The sequence below is a fragment of the Enterobacter chuandaensis genome (assembly GCF_003594915.1).
Classification (GTDB): domain Bacteria; phylum Pseudomonadota; class Gammaproteobacteria; order Enterobacterales; family Enterobacteriaceae; genus Enterobacter; species Enterobacter chuandaensis.
The window spans coordinates 220,580-237,137 of sequence record NZ_QZCS01000004.1; the positions used below are offsets into that span (position 1 = coordinate 220,580).

Genomic DNA, 16,558 nt, shown 5'->3' on the forward strand with positions numbered 1-16,558 from the left:
GGGAAAATGTATGACGTTCTGGAGCATCGTGCGCCAGCGCTGCTGGGGGTTACTCCTGGTGGTGGCCGGTGTCTGTATTATCACCTTTATTATTTCGCACATGATCCCCGGCGATCCGGCGCGCCTGCTGGCCGGCGATCGCGCCAGCGACGAAATCGTGCAGAACATCCGTCAGCAGTTAGGGCTGGATCGGCCGCTGTATATACAGTTTGGCCGCTATGTGGACGCTCTGGCCCACGGTGATTTAGGCACGTCCATCCGTACCGGACGCCCGGTTGCGGAAGACCTGAAAGCCTTTTTCCCCGCCACGCTGGAGCTGGCCTTTTGTTCTCTGCTGCTGGCGCTGGTCATCGGCGTGCCGCTGGGGATTTTATCGGCGGTGTACCGCAACCGCTGGCTGGATCACCTGGTGCGTTTAATGGCGATGACCGGGATCTCCACCCCGGCCTTCTGGCTCGGGCTGGGCGTCATTGTGCTGTTTTACGGGCATCTGCAGATTCTGCCGGGCGGCGGCAGGCTGGACGACTGGCTCGATCCCCCGACCCACGTCACCGGGTTTTATCTGCTGGACGCGCTGCTGGAAGGCAATGCAGAAGTCTTTTTCAACGCGCTGCAGCACCTGATTTTACCCTCACTGACGCTGGCGTTTGTGCATCTGGGCATCGTGGCGCGCCAGGTGCGCTCGGCGATGCTGGAGCAGCTTAGCGAGGACTACATCCGCACCGCACGCGCCAGCGGGCTGCCCGGCTGGTACATCGTCCTGCGCTACGCACTGCCGAATGCCATGATCCCGTCCATTACCGTGCTCGGGCTGGCGCTGGGCGACCTGCTTTACGGTGCCGTGCTGACCGAAACCGTCTTTGCCTGGCCGGGAATGGGGGCCTGGGTGGTAACGTCCATTCAGGCACTCGATTTTCCTGCCGTGATGGGCTTTGCCGTCGTCGTTTCACTGGCCTACGTGCTGGTTAATCTGGTGGTCGATCTGCTTTACCTGTGGATTGACCCGCGAATCGGGCGCGGAGGTGCCGAATGATGTTAACGCAGGAAACGCCCGCCCCGGCGAAAACCGCCAGACAACGCATCAACTGGGCAAAGCTGTTCTGGATGCTGCGTCAAAGCCCGCTCACGATAGTCGGCGGCGTCATTATGATTGCGATGCTCTTCCTGATGGTGGCTTCGCCATGGATTGTGCCGCATGACCCGAACGCGCTGGATCTGACCGCCCGTCTGCAGGCGCCGTCTGCGCAGCACTGGTTTGGTACCGATGAGGTTGGACGCGACCTGTTCAGCCGCGTGCTGACGGGCAGCCAGCAGTCCATTACCGCCGGGCTGGCGGTGGTGGTGATTGCGGGCGGCATTGGCTCGCTGCTGGGCTGTTTGTCCGGTGTCCTGGGCGGTCGCGGCGACGCCGTCATCATGCGGGTGATGGATATTATGCTCTCGATCCCTTCTCTGGTGCTAACCATGGCGCTGGCCGCCGCGCTCGGTCCGAGCCTGTTTAACGCCATGCTGGCGATTGCGATTGTCCGCATTCCATTTTATGTGCGGCTGGCGCGCGGGCAAACCCTGGTGGTGCGTCAGTTTACCTACGTTCAGGCCGCCCGCACGTTTGGCGCCTCCCGCTGGCATTTGATCCGCTGGCATATCCTGCGCAACGCCCTGCCGCCGCTGATCGTGCAGGCGTCGCTGGATATCGGCAGCGCCATTCTGATGGCCGCCACGCTGGGGTTTATTGGCCTGGGCGCGCAGCAACCCACCGCCGAATGGGGCGCGATGGTGGCCGTGGGCCGTAACTACGTTCTGGACCAGTGGTGGTACTGCGCCTTTCCCGGTGCGGCGATTTTGATTACCGCCGTAGGCTTTAACCTGTTTGGCGACGGTATCCGCGATCTGCTGGATCCGAAATCGGGAGGAAAACAGTAATGACCGAACCGGTATTACGTATTGAAGACCTGCATCTGAGCTTCCCGATTTTTCGCGGTGAGGTCCACGCGCTGAACCACGTCTCGCTGGAGATCGGCAGGGGCGAAATTGTCGGCGTGGTGGGCGAGTCGGGGTCGGGTAAATCGGTGACCGCCATGCTCGCCATGCGGTTGCTGCCGGAAGGGAGTTACCGTATTCACCACGGTCAGGTGAAGTTACTCGGCGAAAACGTCCTGACGGCGTCCGAGAAGCAGCTTCGCCAGTGGCGCGGTGCACGAGTGGCGATGATTTTTCAGGAGCCGATGACCGCCCTCAACCCGACGCGGCGGATTGGCAAACAGATGGTGGAGGTGATCCGCCAGCATCAGCCGCTTTCCCGGCGCGAGTCGCAGCAGAAGGCGATCGCCCTGCTGGAAGAGATGCAAATCCCGGACGCGAAGCAGGTCATGTCGCGTTATCCGTTTGAACTCTCCGGCGGTATGCGCCAGCGGGTGATGATCGCCCTTGCCTTCTCCTGCGAGCCGGAGCTTATCATCGCCGACGAGCCGACCACCGCGCTGGACGTGACCGTCCAGCTCCAGGTGCTGCGCTTGCTGAAGCATAAGGCAAAGGCCAGCGGCACCTCGGTGCTGTTTATCAGCCATGATATGGCCGTGGTGTCGCAACTCTGCGACAGAATGTACGTGATGTATGCGGGCAGCGTGATCGAGAGCGGTGCCACCCAAACGCTAATCCACCGCCCTGTGCATCCCTACTCCATCGGCCTGCTGCAGTGCGCACCGGAAAACGGCCAGCCGCGCGACCTGCTTCCCGCCATTCCCGGCACGGTGCCCAACCTCAGCCAGCTTCCGCAGGGTTGCGCCTTCCGCGAGCGCTGCTTTGCCGCCGGAGCGAAATGCAGCGAAACGCCGCGCTTACAGGCCAATGGCGCAGAAGGCCAACAGGCTGCCTGCTGGTATCCGCAACGGGAGAAACACCATGTCTGATCTACTGCTCGAACTGGATAGCGTGCACGTGAACTTTGCGGCGCGCAAAAACTGGCTGGGCCGCGTGACGGAACAGGTCCATGCCCTCAACGGGCTCGATCTTCAGATCCGTCGGGGCGAAACGCTCGGTATCGTCGGGGAATCCGGCTGTGGGAAAAGCACGTTGGCCCAGTTGCTGATGGGGATGCTTAAACCCAGCACCGGCGCATGCCAGCGGGCGCACCACGCGGGCGGCATGCAGATGGTGTTTCAGGATCCGCTCTCCTCGCTCGACCCGCGATTGCCGGTCTGGCGCATCATCACCGAGCCGGTGTGGGTGCAAAAACGCAGCAGCGAGCGCGAACGCCACCAGCTGGCGGCGGACCTGGCGCTGCAGGTAGGCATTCGCCCGGAATATCTCGACCGGCTTCCGCACGCCTTTTCCGGCGGGCAGCGCCAGCGCATTGCCATCGCCCGGGCGCTCTCGTCCAACCCGGATATCATCGTGCTTGATGAGCCCACCAGCGCGCTGGATATCTCCGTGCAGGCGCAAATCCTCAACCTGCTGGTGACACTACAGCAGCAGCGTAATCTGACCTACGTGTTGATCTCGCATAACGTCTCGGTGGTCAGACACATGAGCGACCGCGTGGCGGTGATGTACCTCGGGCAGATAATCGAGCTGGGCAGCGCCGCGCAGGTGCTTGGCGAGCCGCGCCATCCCTATACCCGTCTGTTACTCGACTCGGTTCCCCGCACCGGTGAACCGCTGGATGAAACGCTGGCGTTACGCAAAACGGAGCTTCCCGGCAACCGTCACCTGCCCGAAGGCTGTTATTTCCGCGACCGTTGCCCGATGGCAGCGCCGGGGTGTGAACGTCCCCAGCCGTTACAGCCCTCACGCGAGGGCCGTGACGTCCGCTGCTGGCGCAGTCTGGATTAGATTTGCGCCATCCCGCCGTCCACAAACAGTTCGGTGGCGTTGATAAAGCTGGCCGCGTCGGAGGCCAGAAACGCCACCGCTTTACCCACTTCACCCGGCGCGCCTAAACGCCCCAGCGGTACCTGCGCGGCCAGCGCGTCATACAGCCCCTGACGGTGTTCTTCTGGTACCAGATCGCCAAGACCTGGGGTTTTGATCGGACCCGGGCTTACCACGTTGACGCGGATCCCGCGCCCCTGCAAATCCAGCGCCCAGGAGCGGGCAAAGTTACGCACCGCGGCCTTACTGGCGCTATAGACGCTGAAGTTGGCCGTCCCTTTAATCGACACCGTCGAGCCGGTCAGAATGATTGACGATCCGGCGGAGAGCAGCGGCAGCGCCTTCTGCACCGTGAACAGCACCCCGCGCACGTTGGTGCCAAAAATCCGATCAAACTGCTCTTCGGTGATCGCGCCCAGCGGCAGCATATCGCCGCCACCCGCATTGGCGAACAGGATATCGAGGCGACCTTCATCTTTGGCTATCCGGGCATAGATCTCATCCAGATCGGCAAGCTTTGAGACATCCGCGCGAATGCCTACCGCGGTTGAAGCAATTTCAGCCACCGCCGCGTCCAGCTCGGCCTGGCGACGTCCGGTGATGTATACCTTCGCGCCCTGTGCCGCCAGCTCCTGCGCTGTGGCGAGACCAATACCGGTGCTGCCGCCGGTGACCAGTGCGATTTTTCCTGAGAGAGTCGTGTTCATGTCATTTACCTTTGTGTGTTTGCGTTGGAGAGACTTTAGCCCTTGCGGCATTAGTGAAAAACAGGCAAAAATGAAAATGACTATTCACCTACAGAAATAATCAGAGGCCATCATGGATCAGCTCATGGCGATGCGCGCTTTCACGCGGGTGGTGGAATCCGGCAGTTTTACCCGCGCGGCGGACTCGCTGAATATGCCGATCGCCACCCTGAGCAAGCTGGTAAAATCGCTTGAGGCGCACCTGGCGATACGCCTTCTGCACCGGACGACTCGCCGCGTGGTCGCGACGCCTGAAGGGATGGAATACTATGAAAAAGCGCTCCGGGTACTGATTGATATCGAAGATATCGACACCTCGTTTCGCGTTTCCCGCGCGACGCCCAAGGGGCATTTGCGGGTTGACGTGGGCGGATCCACCGCCAGGGACGTACTCATCCCTCTGCTGCCGGATTTTATGCAGCGCTACCCGGATATCCGCATCGATCTTGGCGTGGCCGATCGTCCGGTCGATCTCATCAGCGGTAACGTAGACTGCGTGATCCGCGGCGGGCCGCTGGACGACTCGACCCTCATCGCCCGCCATATTGGCAACGCCGAAATGGTTACCTGCGCGACGCCGGGTTACCTGAAAAATCACGGCGTTCCGGCCTATCCGCAGGAGCTGCGCAATGGCCACAAGCTTATTAGCTATCTCTCGCCCGTCACCGGGCGGCCATTTCCGTTTCGCTTCCGGCGGGACGGCGAGGCGCTGGAAATCACTATTCCGCACTATCTCGGCGTCAATGAAAGTAACGCTCATCTGGCAGCTGCCACTGCGGGGCTGGGGATCGTTCAGACCTTTGAGTATTCAGCAAAGACCTATTTGCACTCGGGAACGCTGGTGGCGATTCTGGGTGACTGGCAACCTGCCGCGTACCCGTTTCACGTGGTATACCCGCAGAACCGGCATTTAACGCAGAGACTGAAGGTGTTTATTGCCTGGCTGGCGGAGGTGTTCCCCGCCGCGCTGAAAGGATAGCCGGGCGCGAACCCGGCTGTGGTTTAGTTAAGCTTGTAGTCCAGAGTGATCTCGGCTTTCAGGAGCTGCGATACCGGACAGCCCGCTTTCGCTTTCTGAATAATGCCATCAAACTGCGGTGGCGTAATGCCCGGAACGGTGACCTTGCTCTGCAGCGCAACCTTCGTGATGGCAAAGCCGCCATCGGTTTTATCCAGCGAGACGTCCGCGGTCGTATCAATCGAATCAGCGGTGTAGCCCGCTTCACCCAGCATCAGCGACAGCGCCATCGAGAAGCAGGCCGCATGTGCCGCGCCAATAAGCTCTTCCGGGTTGGTCCCCTTTTCACCCTCAAAACGGGTATTGAAACCATAAGGCTGTTGATTGAGAACGCCGCTCTCAGTGGAAACCGTTCCTTTTCCGTGCTTAATGTCGCCAGACCAGTGTGCTGAACCGTGCTTATGAATCGTCATTCTTGCTCTCCTTTTGGCTTACAAAGGGTTAAGTATAGACTACGCATCTGACACGCCCTGGAACACAGACGATTCCGGGTCTTTCACCTGCTGTACCGACAACAAGGATAAAAATATGACGCTAAAAATCAGGATGGCCGTCGCGGTAACCACGCTGGCTCTCTCTCTTTCTTCACTGGCCAAAACGCCGGAAAACTTTATCTATACCAGCTCAGGCGACCTCGACGCGGCGCTCCCGCTTGTTGCGCGTGGCGACATCGGCGGCGTACAGATCGTATACAACTGGCGCCTGCTTGAACCCGAGAAGGACAGCTATGACTTCTCACGGATTGAACAGGATCTGGCGCGCGTTAAGGCCGCCCGAAAAAAGCTCTTTATTCAGATCCAGGATCGTTTTTTTGAGCCGGAAGCCCGCTACGTTCCGGACTATCTGATGCACGATAAGCAATACAGCGGCGGGATTGCGCCGCAGTTCGATAACCCCGGCGAGGGCAAGCCTGTCGGCGCGGGATGGGTAGCGCGTCAGTGGGACCCCGCGGTGCGCCAGCGCTACCAGGCACTGCTGGCTGCGCTCGCAAAACGCTTTGATGGCGAGGTGTATGGCGTAAACCTGCCCGAAACCGCGATTGATATTGACGAGAAAAATCCGCCAGCGGGCTTTACCTGCGACAGCTATTTCGCGGGTGAGATGGAAAACCTGGCCTTTGCGCGTAAGGTCTTTCAGAAATCACACGTGGTGCAGTACGTGAACTTCTGGCCGTGCGAGTGGGATAACGACCACAACTACATGGGGCGTCTGTTTGCGTATGCCAGCGCCAACAATATCGGCCTCGGTGGGCCGGACATTGTTCCCAACCGCAAGGCGCACATGAAGAATGCTTATCCCTTCTTCCATAAAAATAAACAGACGCTGCCGCTTATCGCCATGGCGGTTCAGGAACCGACTCTGACCTATAAGGATCCTCAAACCGGTAAGCCCTTCACCAAAGCGGAGTTTGTCCGCTTCGGCGAAAATTATCTCGGGGCCGATGTTATTTTCTGGAGCACGGCCTCTCCCTGGCTAAAGGCAAAGTAATTGCCCCTCAGGCAAGGCTGCGGGACAGTTCGTCGAGGAACGCTCGCAGCGCGGCAGGCTGGTATTCCCGTGACTGATAAATGCCATGGATGGCAAGCGGTTTCGGCACCAGCGACTCCAGTACCGGCACCAGTAATCCTTGCTCCAGCGCGGCGCGCGCTTCGCGCTCCGGCAGCATGGCAATACCGCAGTGCTTGATCGCCGCATCCATCAGCAGCGACGAGATGCTGGCGCTCAGATTGCCGCTGACGGCCACGCTCAGACTTTCGCCTTCCGGCGTCAGAAAGTGCCAGGACTGCCCGGCGAAAAAGCTGTAGTGCAGGCAGTTATGCTGCGCTAGTTCTTCGGGGCTGGCGGGCGTCCCATGCTGCGCCAGATACGCCGGCGAGGCGCAGAGCACAGAGCGACATTCCCCCAACCTGCGGGCAATCATGCCGGGCTCGGGGTTGTCGGTAATGCGCACGGCGACATCAATGCGCTCTCCCACCAGGCTGACCGGGTGGTTATTTACATCCAGCTCGATACGTAACTGCGGGTAGCGCGAGAGCAGGCCGGGCAGGACCGGCGAAATCAGGTGCATCGCAGTAAAATGTGCACAGGCTACCCGCAACGTGCCGGACGGCAGATCTTTTTCCGACTGACCTTCAATCTCCTGCGAGATCTGCGAGAGCGTCCGGGTTTTTTGCAGCACTTTTTCCCCTGCTGCGGTCAGCGTCAGCTTGCGCGTGGAGCGGTTTACCAGCCGCGTTCCCGCCCACTTCTCCATTTGTTCCAGGTAGCGGCTCACCATCGGTCGGGAAATACCCAGCGCGCGGGCCGCCGCGCTCAAACTTCCCAGCTCGCATATCCGGTTGTAGACCTGAGCGGCGATAACGCGATCCATATAAGCTCCATCTGCTCGATTTATGAAACTAAGCATGTCTTGTTTCAGGAATTCTGGCAAATGAGAATATCCGTAAAATAACGATATTCCTGAACAACAGAGACAACAGCATGAAACTCACTCATATTGCCCTGCTTTCCGCCCTTTTCGCTCCGGCCGTTTTTGCCGCACCGTTGACGATTGATGCCTATAACCCGCAGGAAAAAGGCATTTTCGCGGTCTCCTCCACGCTCGTTTCCGGCCCGAAAGAGGCGGTGCTGTTTGACGCGCAGTTCAGCGTGAAGGATGGCGAAGCGCTGGTAGAGAAAATCCGCCACAGCGGTAAAACGCTGAATAAGATTGTGATCACCTCCGGCGATCCAGATTTCTATTTTGGCCTGCAGCCGCTGGTGAAAGCCTTCCCGAATGCCAAAGTGGTGGCCACGCAGCAGGTGGTTGACCATATTAAGGCCACCAAAGACGCCAAGCTCGCCTTCTGGGGCCCGCAGATGAAAGACGGGGCGCCAACGGAGCTGGTGGTGCCGCAGGTGCTCGCCTCCACCACGTTTATGGTTGACGGGGAAAAAATTGATATCGAACAGCCGGACAGCTACGCGGCCTACGTGTGGATCCCGTCCGCGAAAACCATCCTCGGCGGCACCGGAGTAGCCTGGGGGATCCACGTCTGGACGGCAGATACCCAGACCCCGGCTCGCCGCCTGCAGTGGCAGCAAACCCTGGATAACATGGCCGCGCATAAACCGGAACGCGTGATCCCGGGCCACTATCTGGGCACGCCACCGGCGGGAACCGGGGCTATTGATTTTACCCGTGGCTATCTGCAGCATTTTGAACAGGCGTTGTCGGCACATAAAGACTCTGCCAGCGTCATCGGAGCACTGAAAAAACAGTATCCGGGTCTGGCCGAAGAGAGCTCGCTGGAATTAAGCGCTAAGGTGAATACCAGCGAAATGAAGTGGTAATTTAAAAACGGCTCCTGCTATATTTTCATGATGGCAGGAGCCCCCGCAAATATCCACACCGTCACACATCAATATATCCCCACGCTTTAAAAGCGCATAAAAGCATGCACTTATGTCATTTTTATTTCTAAGATGAATCTGAGACACAACCGGAAAAATATTTGCCATTCTGTTTATGAATTAAATTTTTTGCGAGCCGTACCATTAAACAGACAACGACACGGAGGCAGCATGTTTACTTTTTACCCGGCTAATACTGCAGCAGCACAACCTGAACTCGTTAACGCGATTGCGCAGGGTCTTCACGCCGAGCACGGTGCTGTGACTGAAGATGACATTTTGATGGAGCTGACCAAATGGGTTGAATCCACAGATAATGACATCCTCAGTGACATCTACCAGCAGACCATTAACTACGTCGTCAGCGGGCAAAACGCACCATTGTAAAAACCTGCTAAGCTGGATCTGCAACCTAAGGGGTTACATTTCGTTTGCGCAAGCAAACTGGTCCTTAAAACTATCAACAGGATTGAGGAGTTAATATGAAATCGAACCGTCAGGCACGCCATATTCTGGGACTGAACTACAAGCTTTCTAATCAGCGTAAAGTGGTGATTGAAGGCGACCATGAAACGCAAGTCACTCACGCCACCGGCAGAAAACGCCACGCGGGCAAGTAAGTTCCAGACTGAGATCCAGAACACCATCGGCAAAACCGATGGTGTTTTTGTTTATGTGTTGCGGTAATTAATATTTAGCTCCTTTATAATACCGCCCGACCGCACCCCGCAGCACAGGCCAGAAAGATGACAAACAGCAGTGTCAGGGACGGATCTTCAAAATAAGAGTGAGTGACATGGACAACAAACTGAAAAAACATCGTTCCTTATATATCCCATACGCCGGACCCGTTTTACTGGAATTCCCCCTGCTCAACAAAGGCAGCGCCTTCAGCATGGAAGAGCGCAGCAGCTTTAACCTGCTTGGCCTGCTGCCGGAAGTGGTTGAAACCATTGAAGAACAGGCGGAGCGCGCGTGGATCCAGTATCAGGGGTTCAAAACTGAGATCGACAAGCACATCTACCTGCGCAACATCCAGGACACCAATGAAACCCTCTTCTACCGTCTGGTACAAAATCATCTCGAAGAGATGATGCCGGTGATCTACACCCCAACGGTGGGTGCGGCGTGCGAACGCTTCTCTGAGATCTACCGTCGCTCACGCGGCGTCTTTATCTCTTATCAGAACCGTCACAACATGGACGATATTCTGCAGAACGTGCCTAACCACAATATCAAAGTGATTGTGGTAACCGACGGCGAACGTATTCTTGGCCTCGGTGACCAGGGCATTGGCGGGATGGGGATCCCAATCGGTAAACTCTCTCTCTACACTGCCTGCGGCGGCATCAGCCCGGCGTATACCCTGCCGGTAGTGCTGGATGTCGGTACCAACAACCAGCAGCTGCTTAACGATCCGCTGTACATGGGCTGGCGTCATCCGCGCATCACCGACGACGAGTACTATCAGTTTGTCGACGATTTCATCCAGGCCGTGAAGCACCGCTGGCCGGACGTTCTGCTGCAGTTTGAAGACTTTGCGCAGAAAAACGCGATGCCGCTGCTGAACCGCTATCGCGATGAGATCTGCTCCTTTAACGACGACATCCAGGGCACCGCAGCGGTGACCGTGGGCACGCTTATCGCCGCCAGCCGCGCGGCCGGCAGCCAGCTGAGCTACCAGAAAATCGTCTTCCTGGGCGCAGGCTCTGCGGGCTGCGGTATCGCCGAGCAGATTATTGCCCAGACGCAGCGCGAAGGCTTAAGCGAAGAGCTGGCCCGCTCCCGCGTGTTTATGGTGGACCGTTTCGGCCTACTCACCGACGCTATGCCGAACCTGCTGCCGTTCCAGACCAGGCTGGTGCAGAAGCGCGAGAACCTGAAAAACTGGGATACCGATAACGAAGTGCTCTCCCTGCTGGACGTGGTGCGCAACGTGAAGCCGGATATTCTGATCGGCGTTTCCGGGCAAACCGGTCTCTTTACCGAAGAGATTATTCGCGAGATGCACAAGCACTGCGAGCGCCCTATCGTGATGCCGCTCTCTAACCCGACCTCCCGCGTGGAAGCGACGCCGCAGGACATCATCGCCTGGACCGAAGGTAACGCGCTGGTCGCCACCGGCAGCCCGTTCGATCCGGTGGTGTGGAAAGATAAAACCTATCCGATCGCCCAGTGCAACAACTCATACATCTTCCCGGGCATTGGTCTGGGCGTGATCGCCTCCGGCGCGTCCCGCATTACCGATGAGATGCTGATGTCAGCGAGCGAAACCCTCGCGGGCTACTCGCCGCTGGTCAACAACGGTGAAGGGCTGGTGCTGCCGGAGCTGAAAGACATTCATAAGGTGTCGCGCGCTATCGCGTTTGCGGTGGGTAAAATGGCACAGCAGCAGGGCGTGGCGGTGAAAACCTCTGCCGACGCGCTGCAGCAGGCTATTGATGATAACTTCTGGATGCCTGAATACCGCAGCTATCGTCGTACCTCGATTTAATTCTGCACTCGAACCGTTCCCTCTCCTCTTAGGTGAGGGAACGTGAATATCCTCCTTCCTTTATTGTCTTTGCTTCTACTGCAGCATTTCACTGAATATTATTTGAATAATTAATATTCCAACAACAATACATATCTCTTTGAAATATAAATATTTTGCATAACATTTTTTGCCTAATAAACAGATTGTTTTGAGGGTTTAGTAACGTTCGGCATTACTAATAAAAGGTATTTTGAAATGGCAATCCCGGTTTGTTGTTGGGTGAAAAGTGATGGAAGTGCGGACATCAAAAGCGCTATTGCTTTGCAAATCGCGAGGGGAGCAAGGAGCGGTTATGTACTATAGCGATGAAGTGATCCGTTATTTACAGGCGAATAACATCCTTGCGTTAAAACTCGACCACGCATTAACGGGTGTAGGAAAATCCGTATCAAATCAGATTGAAACGATCGGCGCAGGTGCTACGCGCGCGCTGTATTATACGTCTTGCTTTACTGATGAATATCAGGATGTTTGTCAGAAACAAAAGTCCGAGGACATCCGATTTGCTAAGGGTGTTTATCATATAATATTTGATGGAGATGTTGTATATGAAATGCTCAAAATCTATTTTGAAGAAGTATTCCGGCACAAAACCTCCGACCAGCTAGAGCACATCAAACAATTGCTAATGACTGTAAATATTCATATCGCCGCAAGTTCACTTACAAACGCGGGATTTGCTTTAGCAACAGCATCATTTGTTGCCGCGGGCATGAGTTTAAGTCTTGAACTCAGTGTACTGACAGGACGAAGTGCAGGCGGGTTTGTTGGGATTATTGGCGTATATGGCGTTGTGCAGAAAGCGGCAGATAGCGCAAGTCGTCTTCACATTACCTACCCAGACTACTACTCGGCGTTATATGCACAAGAATTGGAAATGATGTACTTCCTGATAGAACCATTGTTTGAACGAGCTGGGGCGTTTAAAGCACAATGGGGATCGGATGGTGAAATTGCAGATATCATCAGAAGGCTGATTTGATGAACATGATGATTCTTATTAAACGGATTTTCATGCGGATATTCAGGTCATTGATATCGATGTACGGCCCTGCCTTATTGACACTTGCATTTGCTGTTGTCTTTTTTCAATTTTTCCCTGATGGACCGATATGGCCTGTCCCCATATTCTGCATTTTCGTGATCGTTGTCTTTTATCGATATGTCAAATGGTAGCCGTCAAAGGCTATCTTATTTATAAGGAAATATTATGTCTACCCCCGCACACTTATGGCTTGAAGATGAAAATGGTTCACCTATTGTTGGCAGTTGCCTTATGCCACTTCGCCTGGGGTCTATCGAGTTAAAATCCTTCTCTCACGGTGTCACTATCCCGGTAGATACAAGCTGGGGAAAACTGACAGGAACGCGTGTCCATCGCCCTATCACGATAGTGAAGGAGTTTGATCAAACAACACCACTTTTGTACCGTGCTGTCTGTGAAGGCCGCACTATGAAAAAAGCTACAATTAAAATGTACCGTATTCTGGAATCAGGCATTGAGGCCGAGTATTTCAATATCATTCTGGAAAACATCAAATTCACAACGGTTGCACCATACCTATCTCCAAACAGTATGAGTAGTACTCATCTTGAAACACTCGAATTGCGTTATGAAGCGATTACCTGGAAGTATACGGAGGGTAATATTATCTATCGTGATTCATGGAACGATCGTTGTTGCGCATGATGACGAAGGAGGCAAAGGATGCTTTATCTTCTTTGCCTCTAATGAATAGTGAAAATCCTCACTTTAACCGCAGACCAACGATAAGAAGCAAAGTTAGGCTTATGCTTAAAAACGTTATATAGTGTTAGTTACCTGCAAACTCAAAACCTATAAGGAGGCCAATTATGCTGTATCGTGAAATTTTCAATGTTTCACATACACTTGGTGATCGCACCAGCTCAAGCGTTATCGGTATCGTGCTGCGATAACTTCTGCTTGAGCGAAGACACCAACCCCTTAAATCCCTTCTCTCGGGCTTACTGAGTTATCGTCAGCGATGTTTGACGAGGCATAAACATGCCTGTAACTCTTGGGTAAGCAACAATGAGCACTTTACTCACTGCACAATCTTTACGCGTTGATACGGCGTTTGGCACGCTCTTCGACTCACTCTCCTTTACGCTGAAAAAAGGCGACCGCATTGGCCTGCTGGGCGACAACGGCTGCGGCAAAAGTACTCTTTTAAAGGTGCTGGACGGAACAGATATCCCTGCCGCCGGAACAGTAGCGCTGGCCGGGCATTGCCTGATGGCACGCGTGGAGCAACATCTCCCGGACGCTATTTTCCCGCTGACCATGCTGGATGCTGTACTCGCGCAACTGCCTTTAGCTGAGCGCGACAGCCTGCGCTGGAAAGCCGAAACGCTGCTGGCAAGCATGGGCTTCACGCCGCAGGATATGACGCTGCAATCCGCCACGCTGAGCGGCGGACAGCACACGCGCCTGCTGCTGGCGCGAGCGCTGATTCACGAGCCGGACCTTCTGCTGCTGGATGAACCCAGCAACCACCTCGATTTGCCGACCATGCTCTGGCTGGAACATTTCTTACAGAACTGGTCAGGCAGCTTCGTACTGGTCTCGCACGACAGACAGCTGCTTGATGCCGTGACCAACGGCAGCTGGATCCTGCGCGATAAAACGCTGCACTACTTCGCCCTTCCCTGCACGGCGGCCCGAAAGGCGCTTGAAGCAAAAGATGAAAGCGACGCGCAGCGCCATAAGGCGGAGCAAAAGGAGATTGACCGGGTGACCGCCAGCGCGAAGCGGCTGGCGACCTGGGGCAAGGTTTATGACAACGAAGACCTGGCCCGCAAAGCCAAACAGATGGAAAAACAGGTCGAACGGCTGAAGGAGAGCCAGACGGCGCTCACGGCAGGCAGCCCGTGGACGTTAACCCTGCGCGGTGACGCGCTGCGGGCAGACAGGCTGCTGGAAATGGAAAATCTCGGCGTGCCGCCTGCACCGGGGCTACTGCCGCTGTTTAGCATTGAAACGGCGCGGCTGAAAAGCGGCGATCGCGTGGCGATTGTCGGTCGTAACGGCTGCGGTAAATCGTCGCTGATGAAGCTTATCTGGCGCGGCTTTACCGGGGAACTGGCAAACGCGGATCTGAAACTGCACCCGCGCGTGTCGGCTGGCTATTACGATCAAACGCTCAACCAGTTGCCTGATGATGCCACGCTGCTCGACGCGCTGGAGCCTTTTGCACCGGATCCGCAGAACCGCAAAATGGCATTGATAAGCGCGGGATTCCCGTGGGCGCGTCATGGGCAAAAAGTCAGTACGCTCAGCGGCGGCGAGCGCTCTCGCCTGCTGTTCGTCGGGCTGACGCTTGCCCGCTATAGCCTGCTGATGCTGGATGAACCGACCAACCATCTGGACATGGAAGGCAAAGAGGCGCTGGCGGAAACGCTGCAACAGTTCGAAGGCGGCGTGCTGTTGGTCAGCCATGACCGTCAGTTAATCAGCCAAAGCTGCAACCGTTTCTGGTTGGTTGAAGAGGAAATGCTGAGCGAGTGGCACGATGCTGAAGCGGTGTTTGAGCAGCTGCGTGAAAGCGCTGGGTTGGTGACATCCACCGCGTCCGTCATCGCCGCTGCAACGGCTCAACCCTCGCCGTACGACGATCTGCTTGAACGGTTGATCGCACTGGAAACGCTGCTGGAAGAAGACCTGGCACGTAAGCCGAAGCATCAAAAGCCGCAGCTGCAGGCACAATGGCGTAAAGAGATTGAGGAGATAGAAGCACAGCTGTAACGCTGCGCCCGGCGAGGTTCTCGCCGGGCCAGTTATTTCCCCCTAAATTATTAGAGGAACGCCGTATTCTTAATCTGAAAACGAATTAAATGATGACATTATGTTGCTGCAGCCTTGCATTACCAGGCTAATGAATTAATCCTTAAGAGGTATTACCCTGCTGCGCAGATTCTTATCATGAACAAGGAGAAACACATGAAGGCTGCTGTTGTCACTCAGGATCACCAGGTCAACGTCACCGAAAAAACCTTACGCCCGCTGAAGCACGGGGAAGCCCTGCTGAAGATGGAGTGCTGTGGCGTATGCCATACCGATCTTCACGTGAAGAACGGTGATTTCGGCGATAAAACCGGGGTGATTTTGGGACATGAAGGGATTGGGATTGTAAAAGAAATCGGCCCTGGCGTGACGTCGCTGAAAGTCGGCGATCGCGCGAGCGTGGCGTGGTTTTTTGAAGGCTGTGGCCACTGCGAATACTGTAACACCGGCAATGAAACCCTGTGCCGCGATGTGAAAAATGCCGGTTACTCCGTCGATGGCGGCATGGCCGAAGAGTGCATCGTCACCGCGGATTACGCGGTCAAAGTCCCGGACGGTCTGGATTCGGCTGCGGCAAGCAGCATTACCTGTGCAGGCGTAACCACCTATAAAGCGGTGAAAGTCTCCGGTATTAAACCGGGCCAGTGGATCGCAATTTACGGCCTGGGCGGGTTAGGCAACCTTGCTCTGCAGTATGCCAAAAACGTCTTTAACGCCAAAGTCATCGCCCTCGACGTTAATGACGAACAGCTCAAGCTGGCGGCCAGCATGGGGGCGGATTTAACCATTAACTCCCGCAGCGAAGATGCCGCGAAAATTGTGCAGGAGAAAACCGGCGGCGCGCATGCTGCGGTGGTCACTGCCGTCGCCAAAGCGGCCTTCAACTCAGCGGTTGACGCGGTTCGTGCCGGTGGCCGCGTGGTCGCAGTTGGCCTGCCGCCGGAAGCGATGAGCCTCGACATCCCGCGTCTGGTGCTGGATGGCATTCAGGTGGTGGGTTCACTGGTCGGCACCCGTCAGGATCTGCAGGAAGCCTTCCAGTTCGCCGCTGAGGGCAAAGTGGTGCCGAAAGTCACAATGCGTCCGCTGGAGGATATCAACGCCATCTTTAAAGAGATGGAACAGGGTCAGATTCGTGGCCGTATGGTGATTGACCTGCGTTCATAATCTCCTGCCCTCATCACCGCTCC

The 16,558-nt window shown here is 56.0% G+C and carries 18 protein-coding genes; 15 read left to right on the forward strand and 3 right to left on the reverse strand.

Translation table 11 applies throughout. The annotated features are described in order from the left end of the window. Positions 1–10: 10 nt before the first annotated feature. From D5066_RS08650 to D5066_RS08665, 4 genes are read left to right on the forward strand one after another with little or no spacing between them, the layout of a single operon-like run. Complete coding sequence (locus D5066_RS08650; protein ID WP_119915680.1) at positions 11–1,033, forward strand: ABC transporter permease; 1,023 nt, start codon at positions 11–13, stop codon at positions 1,031–1,033. Further along, positions 1,030–1,923: a D,D-dipeptide ABC transporter permease gene (ddpC, locus tag D5066_RS08655; RefSeq protein WP_119915681.1), complete on the forward strand. Its 894-nt coding sequence runs from the start codon at positions 1,030–1,032 to the stop codon at positions 1,921–1,923. The genes D5066_RS08650 and ddpC overlap by 4 nt, the downstream gene beginning before the upstream one ends. Further along, positions 1,923–2,909, forward strand: coding sequence for an ABC transporter ATP-binding protein (locus tag D5066_RS08660; RefSeq protein ID WP_119915682.1), 987 nt, complete (start codon positions 1,923–1,925; stop codon positions 2,907–2,909). Before ddpC ends, D5066_RS08660 begins: the two co-directional genes overlap by 1 nt. Further along, complete coding sequence (locus tag D5066_RS08665) at positions 2,902–3,831, forward strand: ABC transporter ATP-binding protein (RefSeq protein WP_119915683.1); 930 nt, start codon at positions 2,902–2,904, stop codon at positions 3,829–3,831. Before D5066_RS08660 ends, D5066_RS08665 begins: the two co-directional genes overlap by 8 nt. On the opposite strand, the gene D5066_RS08670 is transcribed toward D5066_RS08665, so the two are convergent. Continuing rightward, on the reverse strand, positions 3,828–4,577 hold the full coding sequence (locus D5066_RS08670; RefSeq protein WP_119915684.1) for an SDR family NAD(P)-dependent oxidoreductase: 750 nt from the start codon (positions 4,575–4,577) through the stop codon (positions 3,828–3,830). The genes D5066_RS08665 and D5066_RS08670 overlap by 4 nt on opposite strands. A 112-nt stretch (positions 4,578–4,689) precedes the next feature. Here D5066_RS08670 and D5066_RS08675 point away from each other — a divergent pair, with 112 nt between their 5' ends. Then, on the forward strand, positions 4,690–5,595 hold the full coding sequence (locus D5066_RS08675) for a LysR family transcriptional regulator (RefSeq protein ID WP_119915685.1): 906 nt from the start codon (positions 4,690–4,692) through the stop codon (positions 5,593–5,595). A gap of 23 nt (positions 5,596–5,618) precedes the next feature. Here the strand turns inward: D5066_RS08675 and D5066_RS08680 are convergent, their stop codons facing one another. Beyond that, positions 5,619–6,047 (reverse strand): OsmC family protein, encoded by a 429-nt coding sequence (locus tag D5066_RS08680; protein WP_119915686.1) that lies wholly within the window; start codon positions 6,045–6,047, stop codon positions 5,619–5,621. 115 nt (positions 6,048–6,162) lie between these two features. On the opposite strand from D5066_RS08680, the gene D5066_RS08685 reads away from it, so the two are divergent. Then, complete coding sequence (locus tag D5066_RS08685) at positions 6,163–7,122, forward strand: hypothetical protein (protein WP_119915687.1); 960 nt, start codon at positions 6,163–6,165, stop codon at positions 7,120–7,122. A 7-nt stretch (positions 7,123–7,129) separates the two neighbouring features. Here D5066_RS08685 and D5066_RS08690 read toward each other — a convergent pair whose 3' ends face one another. After that, the gene (locus D5066_RS08690) at positions 7,130–8,005 is read right to left on the reverse strand and encodes a LysR family transcriptional regulator (protein ID WP_119915688.1); all 876 of its coding nucleotides are present in this window, start codon (positions 8,003–8,005) and stop codon (positions 7,130–7,132) included. Between the two features lie 110 nt (positions 8,006–8,115). On the opposite strand from D5066_RS08690, the gene D5066_RS08695 reads away from it, so the two are divergent. The 9 genes from D5066_RS08695 (at position 8,116) to adhP (ending at position 16,535) form a co-directional block, all read left to right on the forward strand. Then, positions 8,116–8,967, forward strand: a complete 852-nt coding sequence (locus tag D5066_RS08695; protein WP_119915689.1) for a Vmh family MBL fold metallo-hydrolase — start codon at positions 8,116–8,118, stop codon at positions 8,965–8,967. A 231-nt stretch (positions 8,968–9,198) separates the two neighbouring features. After that, the gene (gene bdm / locus D5066_RS08700) at positions 9,199–9,414 is read left to right on the forward strand and encodes a biofilm-dependent modulation protein (RefSeq protein WP_119915690.1); all 216 of its coding nucleotides are present in this window, start codon (positions 9,199–9,201) and stop codon (positions 9,412–9,414) included. Between the two features lie 95 nt (positions 9,415–9,509). Then, positions 9,510–9,647 carry a stationary-phase-induced ribosome-associated protein gene (sra, locus tag D5066_RS08705; protein ID WP_008501714.1) on the forward strand — a complete coding sequence of 46 codons (138 nt, stop codon included), beginning with the start codon at positions 9,510–9,512 and terminating at the stop codon, positions 9,645–9,647. 176 nt (positions 9,648–9,823) lie between these two features. After that, the gene (locus tag D5066_RS08710) at positions 9,824–11,521 is read left to right on the forward strand and encodes an NAD-dependent malic enzyme (protein ID WP_119915691.1); all 1,698 of its coding nucleotides are present in this window, start codon (positions 9,824–9,826) and stop codon (positions 11,519–11,521) included. A 334-nt stretch (positions 11,522–11,855) separates the two neighbouring features. Continuing rightward, positions 11,856–12,545, forward strand: a complete 690-nt coding sequence (locus D5066_RS08715; RefSeq protein WP_119915692.1) for a hypothetical protein — start codon at positions 11,856–11,858, stop codon at positions 12,543–12,545. A gap of 5 nt (positions 12,546–12,550) precedes the next feature. After that, positions 12,551–12,739, forward strand: coding sequence for a hypothetical protein (locus D5066_RS23050; RefSeq protein WP_080329708.1), 189 nt, complete (start codon positions 12,551–12,553; stop codon positions 12,737–12,739). 34 nt (positions 12,740–12,773) lie between these two features. Beyond that, positions 12,774–13,253 (forward strand): Hcp family type VI secretion system effector, encoded by a 480-nt coding sequence (locus tag D5066_RS08725; RefSeq protein ID WP_119915693.1) that lies wholly within the window; start codon positions 12,774–12,776, stop codon positions 13,251–13,253. 363 nt (positions 13,254–13,616) lie between these two features. Then, positions 13,617–15,329: an ABC-F family ATP-binding cassette domain-containing protein gene (locus D5066_RS08730; protein ID WP_119915694.1), complete on the forward strand. Its 1,713-nt coding sequence runs from the start codon at positions 13,617–13,619 to the stop codon at positions 15,327–15,329. Between the two features lie 195 nt (positions 15,330–15,524). Continuing rightward, entirely contained in the window at positions 15,525–16,535 is a 1,011-nt protein-coding gene (gene adhP / locus D5066_RS08735) for an alcohol dehydrogenase AdhP (RefSeq protein WP_119915695.1), read from the forward strand. Positions 16,536–16,558: the final 23 nt, after the last annotated feature.